Origin of the sequence: Bacillus sp. OV322 (assembly GCF_900112495.1) — a bacterium.
Classification (GTDB): Bacteria; Bacillota; Bacilli; order Bacillales; family DSM-1321; genus Peribacillus.
In genome coordinates, this window is sequence record NZ_FOMA01000003.1 from 331,871 (window position 1) to 347,504 (window position 15,634).

Annotated in this window: 15 protein-coding genes and 1 other annotated feature; of the genes, 11 read left to right on the forward strand and 4 right to left on the reverse strand. The window is 44.2% G+C overall.

Features of this window, described 5'->3' with window-relative positions:
- Positions 1-42 precede the first annotated feature (42 nt).
- The 4 genes from BM126_RS09370 (at position 43) to BM126_RS09385 (ending at position 3,941) form a co-directional block, all read left to right on the forward strand.
- The gene (locus BM126_RS09370) at positions 43-858 is read left to right on the forward strand and encodes a squalene/phytoene synthase family protein (RefSeq protein ID WP_090989251.1); all 816 of its coding nucleotides are present in this window, start codon (positions 43-45) and stop codon (positions 856-858) included.
- Between the two features lie 214 nt (positions 859-1,072).
- Positions 1,073-2,065, forward strand: coding sequence for an ABC transporter substrate-binding protein (locus BM126_RS09375; protein ID WP_090989252.1), 993 nt, complete (start codon positions 1,073-1,075; stop codon positions 2,063-2,065).
- 78 nt (positions 2,066-2,143) lie between these two features.
- Positions 2,144-3,154 (forward strand): ABC transporter permease, encoded by a 1,011-nt coding sequence (locus BM126_RS09380; RefSeq protein ID WP_090989253.1) that lies wholly within the window; start codon positions 2,144-2,146, stop codon positions 3,152-3,154.
- Positions 3,147-3,941, forward strand: a complete 795-nt coding sequence (locus BM126_RS09385; protein WP_090989254.1) for an ABC transporter ATP-binding protein — start codon at positions 3,147-3,149, stop codon at positions 3,939-3,941. Before BM126_RS09380 ends, BM126_RS09385 begins: the two co-directional genes overlap by 8 nt.
- Positions 3,942-4,265: 324 nt before the next feature.
- On the opposite strand, the gene namA is transcribed toward BM126_RS09385, so the two are convergent.
- Complete coding sequence (gene namA, locus BM126_RS09395; protein WP_090989256.1) at positions 4,266-5,279, reverse strand: NADPH dehydrogenase NamA; 1,014 nt, start codon at positions 5,277-5,279, stop codon at positions 4,266-4,268.
- Between the two features lie 93 nt (positions 5,280-5,372).
- On the reverse strand, positions 5,373-6,221 hold the full coding sequence (gene proC, locus BM126_RS09400; protein ID WP_090989257.1) for a pyrroline-5-carboxylate reductase: 849 nt from the start codon (positions 6,219-6,221) through the stop codon (positions 5,373-5,375).
- 816 nt (positions 6,222-7,037) lie between these two features.
- On the opposite strand from proC, the gene BM126_RS09405 reads away from it, so the two are divergent.
- From BM126_RS09405 to proS, 3 genes are all read left to right on the forward strand, one after another.
- A complete protein-coding gene (locus BM126_RS09405) occupies positions 7,038-8,012 on the forward strand; it encodes an MBL fold metallo-hydrolase (protein ID WP_090989258.1) in 975 nt (324 codons plus the stop codon).
- Complete coding sequence (locus tag BM126_RS09410; protein ID WP_090989259.1) at positions 7,987-8,808, forward strand: SDR family NAD(P)-dependent oxidoreductase; 822 nt, start codon at positions 7,987-7,989, stop codon at positions 8,806-8,808. The genes BM126_RS09405 and BM126_RS09410 overlap by 26 nt, the downstream gene beginning before the upstream one ends.
- 53 nt (positions 8,809-8,861) lie before the next feature.
- Positions 8,862-9,086, forward strand: a binding site (T-box leader).
- Between the two features lie 45 nt (positions 9,087-9,131).
- On the forward strand, positions 9,132-10,562 hold the full coding sequence (proS, locus tag BM126_RS09415) for a proline--tRNA ligase (RefSeq protein WP_090989260.1): 1,431 nt from the start codon (positions 9,132-9,134) through the stop codon (positions 10,560-10,562).
- 41 nt (positions 10,563-10,603) lie between these two features.
- Here the strand turns inward: proS and BM126_RS09420 are convergent, their stop codons facing one another.
- Positions 10,604-11,134, reverse strand: a complete 531-nt coding sequence (locus tag BM126_RS09420) for a peroxiredoxin family protein (protein WP_256213052.1) — start codon at positions 11,132-11,134, stop codon at positions 10,604-10,606.
- Positions 11,135-11,357: 223 nt separating this feature from the next.
- Here BM126_RS09420 and BM126_RS09425 point away from each other — a divergent pair, with 223 nt between their 5' ends.
- From BM126_RS09425 to BM126_RS09435, 3 genes are all read left to right on the forward strand, one after another.
- Positions 11,358-11,885, forward strand: coding sequence for a hypothetical protein (locus BM126_RS09425; protein ID WP_090989262.1), 528 nt, complete (start codon positions 11,358-11,360; stop codon positions 11,883-11,885).
- A 251-nt stretch (positions 11,886-12,136) separates the two neighbouring features.
- Entirely contained in the window at positions 12,137-13,393 is a 1,257-nt protein-coding gene (locus tag BM126_RS09430; protein ID WP_177201377.1) for a Y-family DNA polymerase, read from the forward strand.
- A gap of 49 nt (positions 13,394-13,442) precedes the next feature.
- Positions 13,443-13,772: a YolD-like family protein gene (locus tag BM126_RS09435; RefSeq protein WP_071352697.1), complete on the forward strand. Its 330-nt coding sequence runs from the start codon at positions 13,443-13,445 to the stop codon at positions 13,770-13,772.
- Between the two features lie 137 nt (positions 13,773-13,909).
- Here the strand turns inward: BM126_RS09435 and BM126_RS09440 are convergent, their stop codons facing one another.
- Entirely contained in the window at positions 13,910-14,125 is a 216-nt protein-coding gene (locus BM126_RS09440) for a CDGSH iron-sulfur domain-containing protein (RefSeq protein ID WP_256213038.1), read from the reverse strand.
- 162 nt (positions 14,126-14,287) lie between these two features.
- Between BM126_RS09440 and BM126_RS09445 the strand changes: the two genes are divergently transcribed.
- On the forward strand, positions 14,288-15,223 hold the full coding sequence (locus BM126_RS09445) for an NADP-dependent oxidoreductase (protein ID WP_090989264.1): 936 nt from the start codon (positions 14,288-14,290) through the stop codon (positions 15,221-15,223).
- Positions 15,224-15,634: the final 411 nt, after the last annotated feature.

Sequence of the window (15,634 nt, forward strand, 5' to 3'; positions counted from 1 at the left end):
AGACATTACATATGTGAAAGATATTTAAAGGGGAAAATGTACATGACTGAAGATAAACATTTAAAGCAGAAAGCAATGGAATTTTTATTAAAAACCAGCAGGACCTTCTTTATACCTATCAGCCAGCTGCCGGAAGGCCTTAAGGAAACGGTTGGTGCTGCTTATTTATGCATGAGGGCGATTGATGAAATTGAAGATCATCCAAACTTACCGAAAGAAACAAAAATACACCTGCTGAATTCTGTCGGGAAACTCCTGCAAAATGGTGCATACGAAGATGAATTGACCGCTCTACTTGATCCTCATTCACAGGAGCTCCCTGAAGTTTCTCTGCTTCTTAAAGAGTGGATCATGCTGATTCCGCAGCCTATCACCGGAAAGGTTCTTGAGGCTACTTCCATTATGGCTCAGGGAATGGCAAAATGGACGGAAAAGGATTGGCAAATACATACAGAAGAAGAGCTGGATGACTATACCTATTATGTGGCCGGCCTTGTGGGTGTTATGCTTTCGGATATCTGGGAATGGTATGACGGAACAGAGTCTGACCGTGAATTGGCCATTGCCTTTGGCCGGGGGCTGCAGACGGTCAATATCCTTAGAAACAGAACGGAAGATGCAGAGCGGGGCGTTAATTTCTTTCCCGAAGGATGGAACTTTGAAAAGATGCTGTCTTTTACTGAAAAAAATCTATCTCTTGCAGATCGTTATCTTGAAGGAATTGAAACAAAGGTTATATTCAATTTCTGCAACATTCCCCTTGCATTGGCAAAAGGAACACTTCAGGCATTAAAAGATGGAAGAGAAAAACTGACACGTAAAGATGTAGCTGATATCGTAAGCGGTGCAACTGAATAATAAATCAGGCTGATTCCTTTTGGGGTCAGCCTTTTGCGTGCTTACTATTTATCCGGACTGAAGGGCTGACAGATGGCTTGGAAAAGAAAATAGGAAATAGTTATTAAAAAATTCTAATAATTTAAATAAATTCATTGAAAAGAGGTTTGCTTGGCGATTATAATTTAAACATAACAGCGAAAAAGAAGAATTTATAACTATTGGGGGAAACGGAATGAAAAAAAGAATGATCTCCGCGGCAGCGGCCTTGTTATGCACGGCAGCATTCTTATCGGGATGCGGAAGCAGTACAAGCTCAAATGGAAATGAAAGCGGAAAAAAAGAGGAAGTGAAAATCGGGGTCACCCAGATTGTGCAGCATCCATCGTTAGATGAAGCATTCAAGGGATTCAAACAGGCATTAAAGGATAAAGGGGTAAAAGCTAAATATGATGTGCAAAATGCACAGGGAGACCAAAACAATAACCAGACCATCGCCAATAATTTTGCAGGAGATAAAGTAGACCTGATCTTTGCAAACTCTACCCCGAGTGCGCTCGGTGCCCTAAATGCCACAAAGCAGATCCCGATTGTCTTTACTTCGGTGACAGATCCTGTAGATGCCAAGCTTGTGAAATCCATGGATAAGCCAGGAGGGAATGTTACCGGAACGACGGATACCCATCCTGACGCCATCCCAAAATCCATTAAATTCATAGGAGATGAGCTCGGCGCTAAGAAAGTTGGGACCATCTACAATTCCGGAGAACAAAATTCAGCTGTCCAGGTAAAAAAGCTTAAAGAAGAAGCCGCCAAATCGGGCATCAAGGTTGTTGAATCATCTGTGTCCACCTCTGCTGAAGTCAAGCAGGCGGCTGAATCACTTGCCGGAAAAGTGGATGCCCTGTACATCATTACAGACAACACTGTCGTATCTGCGCTTGAATCTGTCGTTATGGTCTCAAAAAGCAAGCATCTGCCGCTATTCGTAGGAGAATTGGATTCTGTAAAACGCGGTGGCTTTGCTGCCTACGGATTCAGCTATTATGACATTGGATATGAAGCAGGCATTAAGGCTTCGGAAATCTTGAAGGACGGAAAAAAACCTGCGGACATACCTGTTGACTATCCTCAGAAATTGAAACTCGTAATCAATGAAAAGGCAGCGGGAGATATGGGAGTTACAATTAAGGATAGCTGGAAGAAAGAGGCCGAAATCATTAAATAATCCATAGAACACGCCGTAATAATACATTTCTTTCAATATACTGTTTTACTTTGATTTTGCGGCGAAAGGGGAAAAAAAATGCTTATATTATTCAGTTCGTTTGAGTCAGGAGTTATTTATGCAATCATGGCTTTAGGCGTTTACCTGACCTTCCGGATTCTTGATTTTCCCGATATGACAGTCGATGGCAGCTTTGTCACAGGAGCTTCTGTCTCAGCGATTATGATTGTCAGCGGATATTCCCCCATTACGGCAACACTGGCTGCCCTGGCTGCCGGATTTGCAGCAGGTACCATAACAGGTCTCCTTCATACAAGAGGGAAGATCAATCCGCTGTTATCCGGAATTTTAATGATGATTGCTTTGTACTCGGTAAACTTGAGAATTATGGGACGATCCAATGTTCCTCTTTTATCAGAGCAGACAATCATGACCAATATCAGTGATATGTGGAATAAAACCGGATTGGATGCTTCGATTAACTCTGTGTTTACTGCCATCGGCCTTGGAGATAGCCTTCCTGGGACCTGGTCCATTTTAATCGTGATGCTGATTTTGGCTGTTGTTATTAAAATAGGATTATCTTCTTTTTTGAAAACGGAAATTGGCCTTGCACTTCGGGCGACAGGCGATAACGAGGCGATGGTGAAAAGCTTTTCTGCTCACACCGGCAATATGAAGGTGCTTGGGCTTGCTATCGGAAACGCTCTGGTTGCATTTTCCGGTTCACTGGTCAGCCAGTATAATGGCTTCAGTGACGTAGGGATGGGAATTGGCATTATCGTGATAGGACTGGCATCCGTGATTATAGGGGAAGCCATATTTGGAGCTAAAACCATCGGCAGGGCCACATTTGCTGTTATCGGGGGATCGGTTGTTTATCGCCTTGTGGTCTCCCTGGCTCTGCAAGTGAAGTTCCTTCAAACTGGGGATGTTAAGCTAATCACTGCCATTATCGTAATAGGGGCGTTGGTCCTTCCGCAAATATCCGGCTACCGCAAGAAAGAGAGCAGGAAGAAAAAACGCCTGGAGGAACTGAGGCTAAGCAAGCTTAACAGCAAAAATAAGGGCGGTGAGGAGTTTGCTTAAGCTAAACGGAATATATAAAGTGTTCAACGAAGGCACTCCTGACGAAAAACTGGCGCTGGATGACTTGGAGCTTCACTTGGATAAAGGGGAATTTATCACGGTAATCGGAAGCAATGGAGCAGGGAAATCTACCTTGATGAACATGATTTCAGGAAAACTTCTTCCGGATGCAGGCGAGGTCTTTATTGATGGACGGGATGTTTCAGGCACCGGGGAGCATATTCGCTCAGCGATGATAGGCCGCGTTTTTCAGGATCCGATGACAGGCACAGCTCCTAATATGACCATTGAAGAAAACCTGGCCATCGCCTATGGCAGAACCAAGAAAAGAAGCCTTGGATTCGGCGTTAATAAGAAAAGGAAAATATTTTTCAGGGAAAAGCTGGAGTCTCTCCACCTCGGACTTGAAAACAGGATGGGCGCGAAGGTTGGATTATTATCCGGCGGAGAGCGCCAGGCCCTTTCACTACTAATGGCTACCTTTACCGATCCCAATATCCTGCTTCTGGATGAACATACCGCAGCACTTGATCCATCCCGAGCAGAGCTGGTTACTTCTCTCACAAAGAAAATAGTCGAGGAAAATCAGCTGACGGCATTAATGGTGACACACAACATGCAGCAGGCGATAGATCTTGGGAATTCATTAATCATGATGGACAAAGGAAGAATCATTTTCCAGGCAAGGGGCAAGGAAAAACAGCATCTTACCGTTGAAAGGCTGCTCCATGAATTTCAAAGCATTAAAGGAGAGGGCATGCTGAATGACCGTGCCGTATTAATCTAATTAACCGAATAATAACCAGAAACCCCCGTTCAATGAATGAACGGGGGATTTCTGTGCTTTCTATGTTGGCGCTTTATGCTGTCAGAGGCCCCGGAGATGGGGGTCCCTCTGAACAGGCGCTTGCGCTTTTTAATTAATCTAGCTTCAGCGCCTAGCTTGCTGAGGCCTGCAGGATGCAGGTCATGAAGGCGTTTCTGCATGATGCAGAGCATTTAGCCTTCGCTCCTTGAAAGATGTTTTGGCCTCAGAAGGCAAAGAGCGCGCCTTCCAAGTCCAAAACCCTATTTGCTTCGCAAGCTGACCAAGGCGCTTGCGCTTTTTGTTTTACCAGGCTCTGTCGTATTGTTTTGGGCTTTCTAGTTCGGCTTTTAGTTCTTCGGCGGCTGTTCTTGGCCAATAGGGGTTTCTTAGTAATTCGCGTCCTATGAAGACGAGGTCTGCCCGATTGTTTTGCAAAATTTCTTCTGCTTGTGTGCCTGCAGTAATCAGGCCAACTGCTCCAGTAGCCAGCTCTGCACCGTGCTTGATCGTTTCGCTGAAGGGAACCTGATAGCCCGGATATGCGTTAATTGGGGCAGGAACCACAGCGCCTGAGCTGACATCGATTAAATCTGCGCCTTCTCCTTTCATCCATTTAACCATTTTTGTATATTGTTCTGCAGTCATTCCGCCCTCACTGTAATCATGCGCAGAAAGGCGCACAAATAGCGGGCCGTTCCATACTTCCCTGACTGATGCAATGATTTCCTTCAGAAAACGGTAGCGGTTTTCTTCTGAGCCGCCGTATTCGTCTTCCCGCCTATTGCTCAAAGGAGATAAAAACTCATTGATCAGGTATCCGTGAGCAGCGTGAAGTTCAATAACATCAAAGCCTGCTTTTGACGCTCGTTCTGCTCCGTTCCGGAAGGCAAGGACGGTTTCCTGGATATCTTCCCTTGTCATTTCTTTTGGCAGTTTATAGTGCCCGCTGAATGCAATCGGCGATGGAGCAATGATTTCTGCTTCATCTTGTGCCTTTCTTCCGGCATGGGCAAGCTGGATCCCTATTTTTGCTCCTTGTTCTTTTACAAGTGATACAAGTGCGGAGAGGCCGTCGATTTGATCGTCATGCCAGATTCCGAGATCCTGGTTCGTGATTCTGCCCTGTTTTGTTACAGCGGCAGCCTCGGTAATGATTAAACCTGCCCCGCCGACTGCACGGCTTGTATAATGGGTCTTGTGCCAGTTTTGCACAATGCCATCTTCTTTACAGGAGTACATGCACATCGGGGACATGACGATCCTGTTTTTTAAAGTTACATCTTTAATTGTATAGGAAGAAAAAAGTTTTGTGCCCATGTTACCCATCTCCTTCAAATAAATGAAATAATTTACATGATTAAGTATATCAAGCCACATAGGGTATAGCCAAAATATTGCTGGGGAATGGGCTTACCGATTTGCTTTCCCTGCATCCTCAATTTCCTGTGAAATCTGCTGGCCCATGCGCTGGGATTGCTGAGCGGCTTCAAATATACATGCTTCAAAAGCTTCCTGCACCCTGTATTCCGCTAAAACCCTTAATCCAGCCTCGGTCGTTCCTCCTGGGGATGTGACTTCCTTCCTGAGCTCTATAGGGGATTTGTCTGACCTTTGCAGCATTTCTGCTGCTCCTATTAAGGTTTGGATAATCAGGGATTTCGCTGTTGCTTTTTCAAGTCCAAGAATTCCTATGGAAGCTTCCATCGCCTCGGCCAGATAATAAATGTAGGCCGGGCCGCTTCCGGAAAGCCCGGTCACAGCGTTTAACTGGTCTTCCTCAACTATTGCTGCTGTGCCTATTGTTTCAAAAAGAGCGATTGCATCATTCATTTCTTTATCATGCGCAAAGCGATTCGCTGAAAGGGCTGTTGCCGATTTACCTACGGCTGCAGACGTGTTGGGCATTGCGCGGACAATCGCGATATCTTTTCTAAGAATACCTTCAAGGCTTGAAGTATGTACCCCTGCAGCTACGGAAATCAGCAGGGTACTTTTTTGGAAGTGATTTCTTGATGCCAAAAGTGCTTCGTGCACATCCTTTGGCTTTACGGCCAGGACAGCTATGTCTGCTTCCGCTAATAAATCCTGTTTGGATTGTGTGGTGTATATCCCGAACTTCCGTGCCAAATATGAGAGTCTCTCTTGATTGAAATTATTGCCAGCATAAATTTCCTGGGGCTGATATTTTCCGCTTGCAAGCATTCCTGCAATAATGGCTTCTGTCATGGACCCGCTGCCGATAAAAGCGATTTTCCTCATATTTCCCATCTCCTTAGATTAGTGTCATGGCTCAATACCTTAGCATAAGTTCCTCATAGCTTTATTAGTGATGTGGACCCGCAGCTGGCGAGTGAAAATCATCAAGTTTAACCAGACAAATAAAAAGACCTCCCGTCCAATAAAGGACGAAAGGTCTGGCTTCCGTGGTACCACCTTTTTTCATCTTTCCCAGGGGAAGATGCAGCTTAAGATCCATTAACGCTGGAATGTACGTCAGTTTTTGCTGAAAGCTATAAGGTAGGTTCAGTGTCACAGAGGGCGGTGAAGCCTTTCAGCCTAATTGAGCTTCACTCTCTTTCGCCATGCGGCATCTACTGGCCTTAATCAATGCCGTGCTATTTTTAGTTATTAGTGATTATGGAGCATGTACAAGCAGTTTGTCAATAATTAATTTTTCTGAAAAATCCATGAGGCAGGAGATGCCAAATGTGAATGACAAACGCTGTTTAAACAGTTGTATACCCAGCCATTTCTGGGCTAGGCAGGTTATACAGTTATCCTGCTCTATATACAGAATGCCTACCAGACAGGTTCATTGTTTATTCGCACACCGATTGCCCTTACCTTCGATAAAAAGTTATGTGAAAATAATGACAATTTCAGATTGTCAATGATAAACTAATTACATGATAGTCCATTTATAATTTTGCTCTGTTAATGGTCTTTTGTTGCTGATGCTGGATTCCACTGCAAGATCCGGATACCATGCAGCTAAAATTGGCAGCGTATAATTAAATGACGCTGCATGTTTATATAATTATCTATTTAAATATAACTTTATAAGGGGTATGTATGATGGCCGAATGGATTGGAAATATTGCTAAATTATCACTTCCGACTCCCTATGCCGTAGGGGATGTGAATGTGTATGTTGTTAAAGGAGATGCGTTGACATTGATTGACGCAGGCTCCAGGACCGAGGAATCCCGCTCAAGCCTGACCCGGCAGCTCTGGGAACTTCGTCTTGAAATGAATGATATCGAGCAGGTGCTGATTACTCACCACCACCCTGATCATGCAGGCGGTCTCGACTTTTTTACAAAAGACATTAACATTCTTGGCCATCTCTATAACCAAAGATGGTTTGAGATGGATAAGGACTTTATTGAGCTTCATGACCAGTTTTATAAAGATTTTTCCCGTGAAATGGGCATACCAGATGAAATGCTTGGCTACATAAATGATTACCGGAGCGCAGACCGTTCTATTACCAATAAGAAGCTTACGTCCTTTTTGGCTGAAGGAGACGACCTCCCGGGACTTCGCGGATGGAAAACCATAGAAACTCCGGGACATGCACAAAGCCATTTGTCCTTCTATAAGGAAAGTGATGGAATCATGATAGGAGGTGATCATCTGCTTGCGAAAATTACGCCAAACCCTTTAATGGAGCCGCCTTTTCAGCCAGGAGAAGAGCGTCCTAAACCTCTTTTGCAATATAACAGTTCTCTCGAAAAATGCCTGGAGCTTCCTATTTCGCTGGTTTATACGGGGCATGGCGAAGAAATCAGGGATGTGCCGGCAGTGATACAGTCAGGAAGGGTACGGCAGCATGAGCGTGCAATGAAGGTCAAAAAAATGATAGAGGCACATCCATCCTCAGGCTTTGAAATATGCAGGCAGCTTTTCCCGAAGGTGTACCAAAGAGAGCTCGGACTGACCCTGTCAGAGACAGTAGGGCAGCTTGATTATCTTGAGAGTTTGGGAGAAATTGCGCATGACAGCTCTTCAGGTGTTATGATATATGCAATCAACCAATTGCAGAGGTGAAGAAGTGAGTAAAATACAAGGAAAATGTGTGGTAATAACAGGTGCATCAGGCGGAATAGGAAGGGAAATTGCCAGGCGTTCTGCTAGTCTTGGGGCAAAAGTTGTCCTGCTTGCAAGGAATTATGATGCGCTTTTGGAATTAAAGGAAGAATTAATTAAGGAGTATGGCACTGAAGCATATGCCTATCAGCTGGATGTAGGCGATTCCGGGAAAGTCGGGGAAGTTTTCCGCGAGATTTATGAACATGCGGGTGAAATAGACGTTCTTGTAAATAATGCCGGATATGGAGTCTTCAAGGAAGCGGATGAAACGGATATGCAGGAAACTGAAGCCATGTTCCGCGTGAATGTTTTCGGTCTGATGGCGGCCACTCAAATGGTGCTTCCAGGTATGAAGCGGCGCCAAAGCGGGCATATCATAAATATAGCTTCACAGGCAGGGAAAATGGCCACTCCGAAGTCCAGCCTTTATTCTTCTACCAAATTTGCTGTCCTCGGGTATTCCAATGCTCTTCGGATGGAGCTGAAGAGGGACCATGTTTTTGTTACAACGGTCAATCCGGGGCCGATTCAGACCAACTTTTTTAACATTGCGGACGAATCAGGATCCTATACGAAAAATATCGAAAAATTCATGCTGAATCCAAAGGATGTGGCGGAAAAGGTGGTTGGGTCCATGTTTACCGGCAAGCGGGAAATTAACCTTCCGGGATGGATGAATGCCGCCAGCAGACTGCACAATCTGTTTCCGAAAACGGTGGAGACTCTTGGGAAAAGGGCCTTTTTTAAAAAATGACAAAAGGTCTTGATATTGACGGGCTAAAAATAATATAGTACTAAAAAACTGATAATGAAACGTTAAAGAAGGATTAGTAAAATATAAGGTGCCTATTACAGAGAGGGAATAATAAAGCTGAAATATTCCTAAGGAACCCATTTGAACCTGCCTTCTGAGTTCTGCTTCGGGCCTTATGGCGAAGAGGCAGCGGATAAATCCGTTATCCTTCTTAAGAGCATGAAACGCTGCGGTGTTTTATGAATAAGGGTGGTACCGCCAAAGCCTTGGTCCCTTTCTTGGGATCAGGCTTTTTTTGCGTTTATAAAAATGAGGTGAAAAGAATGAAAAAGGAATTTGTCAAAGAAATTACACCCATGGGTGATGACTTTGCCCAGTGGTATACCGATGTTGTGACCAAAGCCGATTTAATCGATTATTCAAGCGTCCGCGGATCCATGATTATACGCCCGTACGGGTATGCGCTTTGGGAAAACATTAAAAATGAACTGGATATGCGCATTAAAGAAACAGGACATGAAAATGTGTATATGCCTTTGCTGATACCAGAAAGCCTTCTGCAAAAGGAAAAAGACCACATCGAAGGCTTTGCTCCTGAGGTAGCCTGGGTGACGCACGGGGGAACAGAGGAGCTTGCTGAGCGCCTGTGCATCCGTCCGACCTCAGAGGTGCTGTTTTGTGAGCATTACAGCAAAATTATTCATTCCTATCGCGATTTGCCTAAGCTTTATAATCAGTGGGCAAGCGTAATCCGCTGGGAAAAAACGACCCGGCCGTTTCTCCGGACACTGGAATTTCTCTGGCAGGAAGGACATACCGCACATGCGACGGACGAGGAAGCACATGAAGAAACCACAAGAATGCTTGATGTGTATGCATCTCTTTGTGAAGAGATTCTTGCCATACCGGTGATTAAGGGGCAAAAAACAGAAAAAGAAAAATTTGCCGGCGCAAAGTTCACATATACCATTGAAAGCCTGATGCATGATGGCAAGGCATTGCAGACGGGCACCTCCCATCACCTTGGAGATGGTTTTGCGAAAGCTTTTAACATTCAGTACAGTGATAAGTCCGGTGCTCTGCAATATGTGAACCAGACTTCATGGGGCCTGACTACACGTGTGATTGGTGCTCTGATTATGGTGCACGGAGATGACAGGGGGCTGATTATTCCTCCAAAAGCAGCTCCGATTCAGCTGATGATCATCCCGGTTGCCCAGCATAAAGAAGGAGTGCTGGATTTTGCTTATCATCTGAAAAACAGGCTTTCTAAAACCTTCCGCACGGATATAGACGCCAGCGATAGATCGCCAGGATGGAAATTCAATGAACATGAAATGAAGGGCATTCCTCTCCGGCTGGAAGCAGGGCCGCGTGATATTGAAAAAGGACAGGTAATCCTTGTGCGCAGGGATACTGGCGAGAAGTCTTTTATTCCGATTGATGATGTTGAACAGAAAGTGGCAGAAACACTTGAAGATATCCAGAAAAGTTTATATGAAAGAGCGTTAAAGCTGCGGGAAGAAAAGACCTCCTCTGTGTTAACGATGGAGGAATTCAAGGAAGTGTCCGCCGCTCATCCGGGATTCATCAAAGCGATGTGGTGCGGAAGCAGAGAATGCGAAGATCAAATAAAAGAAGAAACAGGGGCAACCTCCAGATGCATTCCGTTTCAAAAGGAAACCCTTTCTGATAAATGCGTTTGCTGCGGCAAAGATGAAAAACATATGGTCTATTGGGCAAAAGCCTATTAATGATTCAAAGGCGGGAAAGCTGAACACTTTCCCGCTCCTTATTAGAAACTGTCCTGAGTCAGTTCCGCCATTTTCTTTTCATCCATAGGCCCGATCATAACATTCCTGATCATGCCGTTTTTATCAAGGATATACGACGTCGGAATCGTATAGACTTTATAAAGGCTTCCGATTTTCCCCTTTTTATCGAGTGCGATCGGAAATGTCATGTTGTTATTCTTTACAAAATCCTGAACAGCTGCCAAACTTCGGTCATTTGCAGTCAAGTTAATGGCTAAAATGGTAATGTCTCTGTTTTGATTTTTCTGGAAAAATCTTTGCATTTCAGGGATTTCTGACCTGCAGGGCGGGCACCAGGTTGTAAAGAAGTTTAAAATGACAGTTTTACCCCGAAAGCCGGATAGCTTGAGCTTTTTCCCATTAAAAGAGGCAAGCTCAAAGTCAGGGGCCTGATCTCCAGCTTCAAGACCGATGCGGCCCGTCTCTTTTTCCTGTGAAGATAATGCCGCAGCCTGCTGTCCATTAAGGAAGCAGGCTGCGGAAATGATGGCTATGAGGCATAAACACTTCATCTTATTCACCGCAAGTCCTCCTTTTTTATAAAGGCTCTAAGCACTATGCTGAGAGGAACATAGTACTTCTCTAATCAGAAGACAAGATCAGCAGAGCCGCTGCAAACTAGTATGTGCATAATGGCTTCTTTTCATGAAAATCCCATTTGATAATTTCCCTGTTTTTTCCATGATCCTTTTCTGTTATTCTTGTTGTATAGCAGGCGGGAAGAAGGCGGGCAAAATGAATGATTTCAAAACATGTCTTATTGTATTAGGGTTTTTCTTTCTTTTTGGATGCAGCCAGCTCCAGACTCAAACAGAAAGTGTGAAAAAAGGGGAAATGGGCTTTATAACAGATCTTCAGGATAAAAAGAGGGTACTGATTAAAAATACATATTATACGGTTTCAGATTCCACCTATCTTAAAGACACGAGCGGCAGAAAGCTGGACGTTAATGATTTGAAAATCGGAATGAAAGTAAAGCCCTGGTACACTGGAAGCATTAAGCATTCTCATTCTCCTCTTGCCAGCACAGAAGCTAAGCTCTTGCTTGTCCAAAACGACGAGGAAAGCTTTCGGGAGCAGCAGGCCGTGCTTTCCGCCATTAAAAAACTGAAAAAGGGAAAGAGCGAACGATTTCTGGTGAGGGATTTTTCTCATATACCTGAGGATAAGGTGTATGTCATTGAAATGATGCGCCGGTCAAATTTAGATACCTCCTTTACAGTAACAGTCAATGCGGCAGACTTCGAAGTCCTTTTTTATTAGCGGATACCAGTGCAGATCTTCCTCCCTGAAAAGGGAGTTTTTTTTTGCGGCCATTTCCAATCATCTGCCCGCAGGTTTTCTGCAGAAATATCTCAGCATTTTCCTGGAAAATTGGATATAACCGGAATGGAAGCTCAAAATGTAGAATTTTGAAGTAAAATTTCCATTGAACACGAACGTGTATTCGATTAATATAATGGGTATACTAATGTAAGCGAACGTATATTCTTGTTGTTGGGTGGAGAAAGATCATGGATTACAGATCAATGCCGAAAAAATCTATCATGTGCATCGATATTAAAAGTTTTTATGCAAGCTGCTCAGCTGTCATGCTCGGGCTGGATCCGCTGGAATGCCATCTCGCTGTGGTAGGAAATCTGGAACGCTCCGGAAGTGTGGTGCTCGCCGCTTCTCCCAGGCTGAAAAAGGATTTTGGAATTAAGACCGGATCACGGATGTTTGAAATCCCGGATGATCCCCGGATTATCCTGACAGAGCCTAAAATGGCGGTATATCTGAGGATGTCTACAGAAATTACCCGCTTGTTCCATCGATATGTGCCAAAGGAATCCATCCATGTGTACAGTGTCGACGAAAGCTTCCTGCAGGTGGACGGCGCCATGCCGCTGTGGGGGGATGCCAGGGAGATTGCCGAAAAGATAAGGAATGACATCGAACGGGAATTCCAGCTTCCATGTGCAATCGGGATTGGCCCCAACATGCTTTTAGCCAAACTGTGCCTGGATCTTGAAGCCAAGAAAACAGGCATCGCCGAATGGTCATATGAAGATGTAAAAACAAAGCTCTGGCCCGTTTCTCCCCTTAACGAAATGTGGGGAATTGGAAAACGCCTTCAAAAAACCTTAAATGGGATGGGCATCTTTACAGTGGGGCAGCTTGCCAATTATCCGCTCCATTTGCTGGAGGAAAAATTCGGCATTATGGGCAACCAGCTTTACCATCATGCATGGGGGATAGATCTTTCTGAAATTGGCGCACCGATCATGGAGGGGCAGGTGAGCTTTGGAAAAAGCCAGATTCTTCTTCGCGATTATAAGGAAGAGGAAGAAGTGAAGCATGTGATGCTTGAAATATGCGAGGAGGTCGGAAGGAGGGCCCGGTCTTCACGCAAAGCAGGCAGGACGGTTAGCCTCGGGATCGGCTACAGCCGTGAGGAATTCGGAGGAGGCTTTCACCGGTCGAGATCCATTGACGAACCAACAAACATTACGATGGATCTATATGAAATCTGCCTGGAGCTTTTCCGGGAAAATTATGTTTCCAAAACAGTACGGAGCATATCTGTTACCTTATCCAATATCGTCGATGATAATGAAATGCAGCTGACATTGTTTGACTCATCACGCTGGAAAAAGAGGGACTTGGCTTATACAGTCGACCGTATCCGGAATAAATACGGCTCAAAAGCACTGCTAAGGGCTGTCTCCTATACAGCAGCTGGAACGGCTGTTTACCGCAGCAAGCTTCTAGGAGGCCATAAATCATAGTACAGCAAGCAATCATGAAAGATGCAGGATTTGTCAGGAGGGATATGCAGTGATTCGAGATCGCGGAAAGATTAAATGGACATCAATGATGCTTCCGGAGCATGTGAAAATGCTTCGGGATTGGGAAAAGGAAGACACGTACGAAGAACAGATTGCTCTGGATGAACAGCAATTGGAAGAAATGAACATGGTGATGGGAGAAGCCATGGAAACCGGCAGGACGGTAACCATCACCCATTACGGCAAACACAGATATGAACTATTGATCGGCACCATACATTATTACAATGAAAGCGGGCAAAAGCTGCATATAGTAGACCGGTTTCAGCAGGCTCACATAATCGGAATCAGCCATATTGCAGATATAAGATTTACTTAACGGGCAGTAAAGCGCGGAGGTCAAAGACGGCTGTACGTAAAAGCCCGATTGGCCAGCAGGACATCAGCCGTGGGAAATACCTTTTGCTTCAAGAAAAAAATAAGACCGCCCGGAAAAGAGACAGTCTTAAAGGCCGATCAGCTTTCGGTTTTTACGCGCACACTGGACTGGAATTTCCCTTTGTGGGAAGCGTCGCAGAAGGGCATATTCTTTGAAAGCCCGCAGCGGCAGAGAGAAAAGACAGGTTTCGTTTCAATTACATTGCCTTCGCCGTCCAATAGCTCAATATCTCCTGTCACTTTCAGGGAGCCATTATCGTTTACTTTAATTTGAACCTTTGACAAATTTATCACCTCTTTTCATAATCGTACCGGCAATCGGCCTTTTTTACAATACAGGATGGAAAAATTGGTGCATATGCTTTTGCCGGCATGCTCAAATGTTTTGGCATGCAGACAATAGGAAATAAATAGTGTAATAGAAAAAAATAAAATCAGACATAGCAGGTGATAAGGATGAAGGCGATTGTAATTGAACAATATGGCGGTAAAGAACAGCTGAAAGAGGCAGAGATGAAAAAGCCGGAAGCAGGAGAAAACGAGATCATCATTAAGCTTGAGGCGACCTCGATCAATCCGATTGACTGGAAGCTGCGTGAAGGCTATCTAAAGGAAATGCTTCCATTTGAATTTCCGATTATCCTTGGCTGGGATGCGGCAGGGACTGTCGATTCTATCGGATCGGGTGTAACAGATTTTAAGCCCGGGGACAGGGTATTTGCCAGGCCGGCTACAACAAACCGCGGAACATATGCAGAATATGTGGCAGTTGATGATATTCTTGTAGCGAAAATTCCGGATAATGTGAGCTTCGAAGAGGCTGCATCGATTCCGCTGGCTGGTTTGACAGCATACCAGGCATTATTTGATTTTGGGGAGGTAAAAGAAGACGATAAGGTTCTGATCCATGCCGGGGCCGGTGGTGTTGGATCCCTTGCCATTCAGCTGGCAAAGAATGCAGGTGCCTATGTAGCGACGACAGCGGGAACCCAAAATGTGGAGTTCATGAAATCTCTTGGAGCGGATGAAGTGATTGATTATAAAAAACAGGATTTTGACAAAATCCTGCATGATTATGACTTTGTACTGGATTCCATGGGCGGAGAAATTCAGGAAAAAAGCTTTTCCGTTCTTAAAGAAGGAGGAAAAATGCCTTCCCTGGTCAGTGAGCCTGATAAAGAAATCGCTGAAAAGAAAAAAATCAAAGCGGCTTCCATATGGCTTAACCCTAATGGCCAGCAGCTAGAAGAATTGGCGAAACTGATGGAAGAAGGAAAGCTGAAAGCCATCATTGGCGAAACATTCCCTTTGAGTGCTGAGGGTATCCGCCAGGCTCATGAGAAAAGCGAAAGCCATCATGCCAAAGGGAAGATTGTCATCAAGGCAAATTAATAAACGGCGACAGTTTAAAAAGATAGAAAATACGGCAAATGTTTAAGAGAGAAGAGTGGCCCGGTCATTAGATCGGGCCTTATTAATATGCTGCAGGAACAATATGTAATGAAGATGATTTCTTACTGCGTACTTGCTATATACCTTCACAGGAATACGATTAGTCTCCCGCATTGTACTTTTTGCAGGGAATTAAATAAGTTTAATAATATTAAAAAAGTTAATTTTGTTTTATTGGTATTATTGTAATTTTTTGGAATATGCATTATATTTATTTTAGACGATTTTCATCCATAAAACCGTTGTTCAGTAAAGAAGGTCTGATGGCCTTTTTTTACTTTAACTGTAATTAAAACAAACATTAGTCAGGAAAAGTGCTGCTATCATTTATCTTAATTATAAATATAGTCA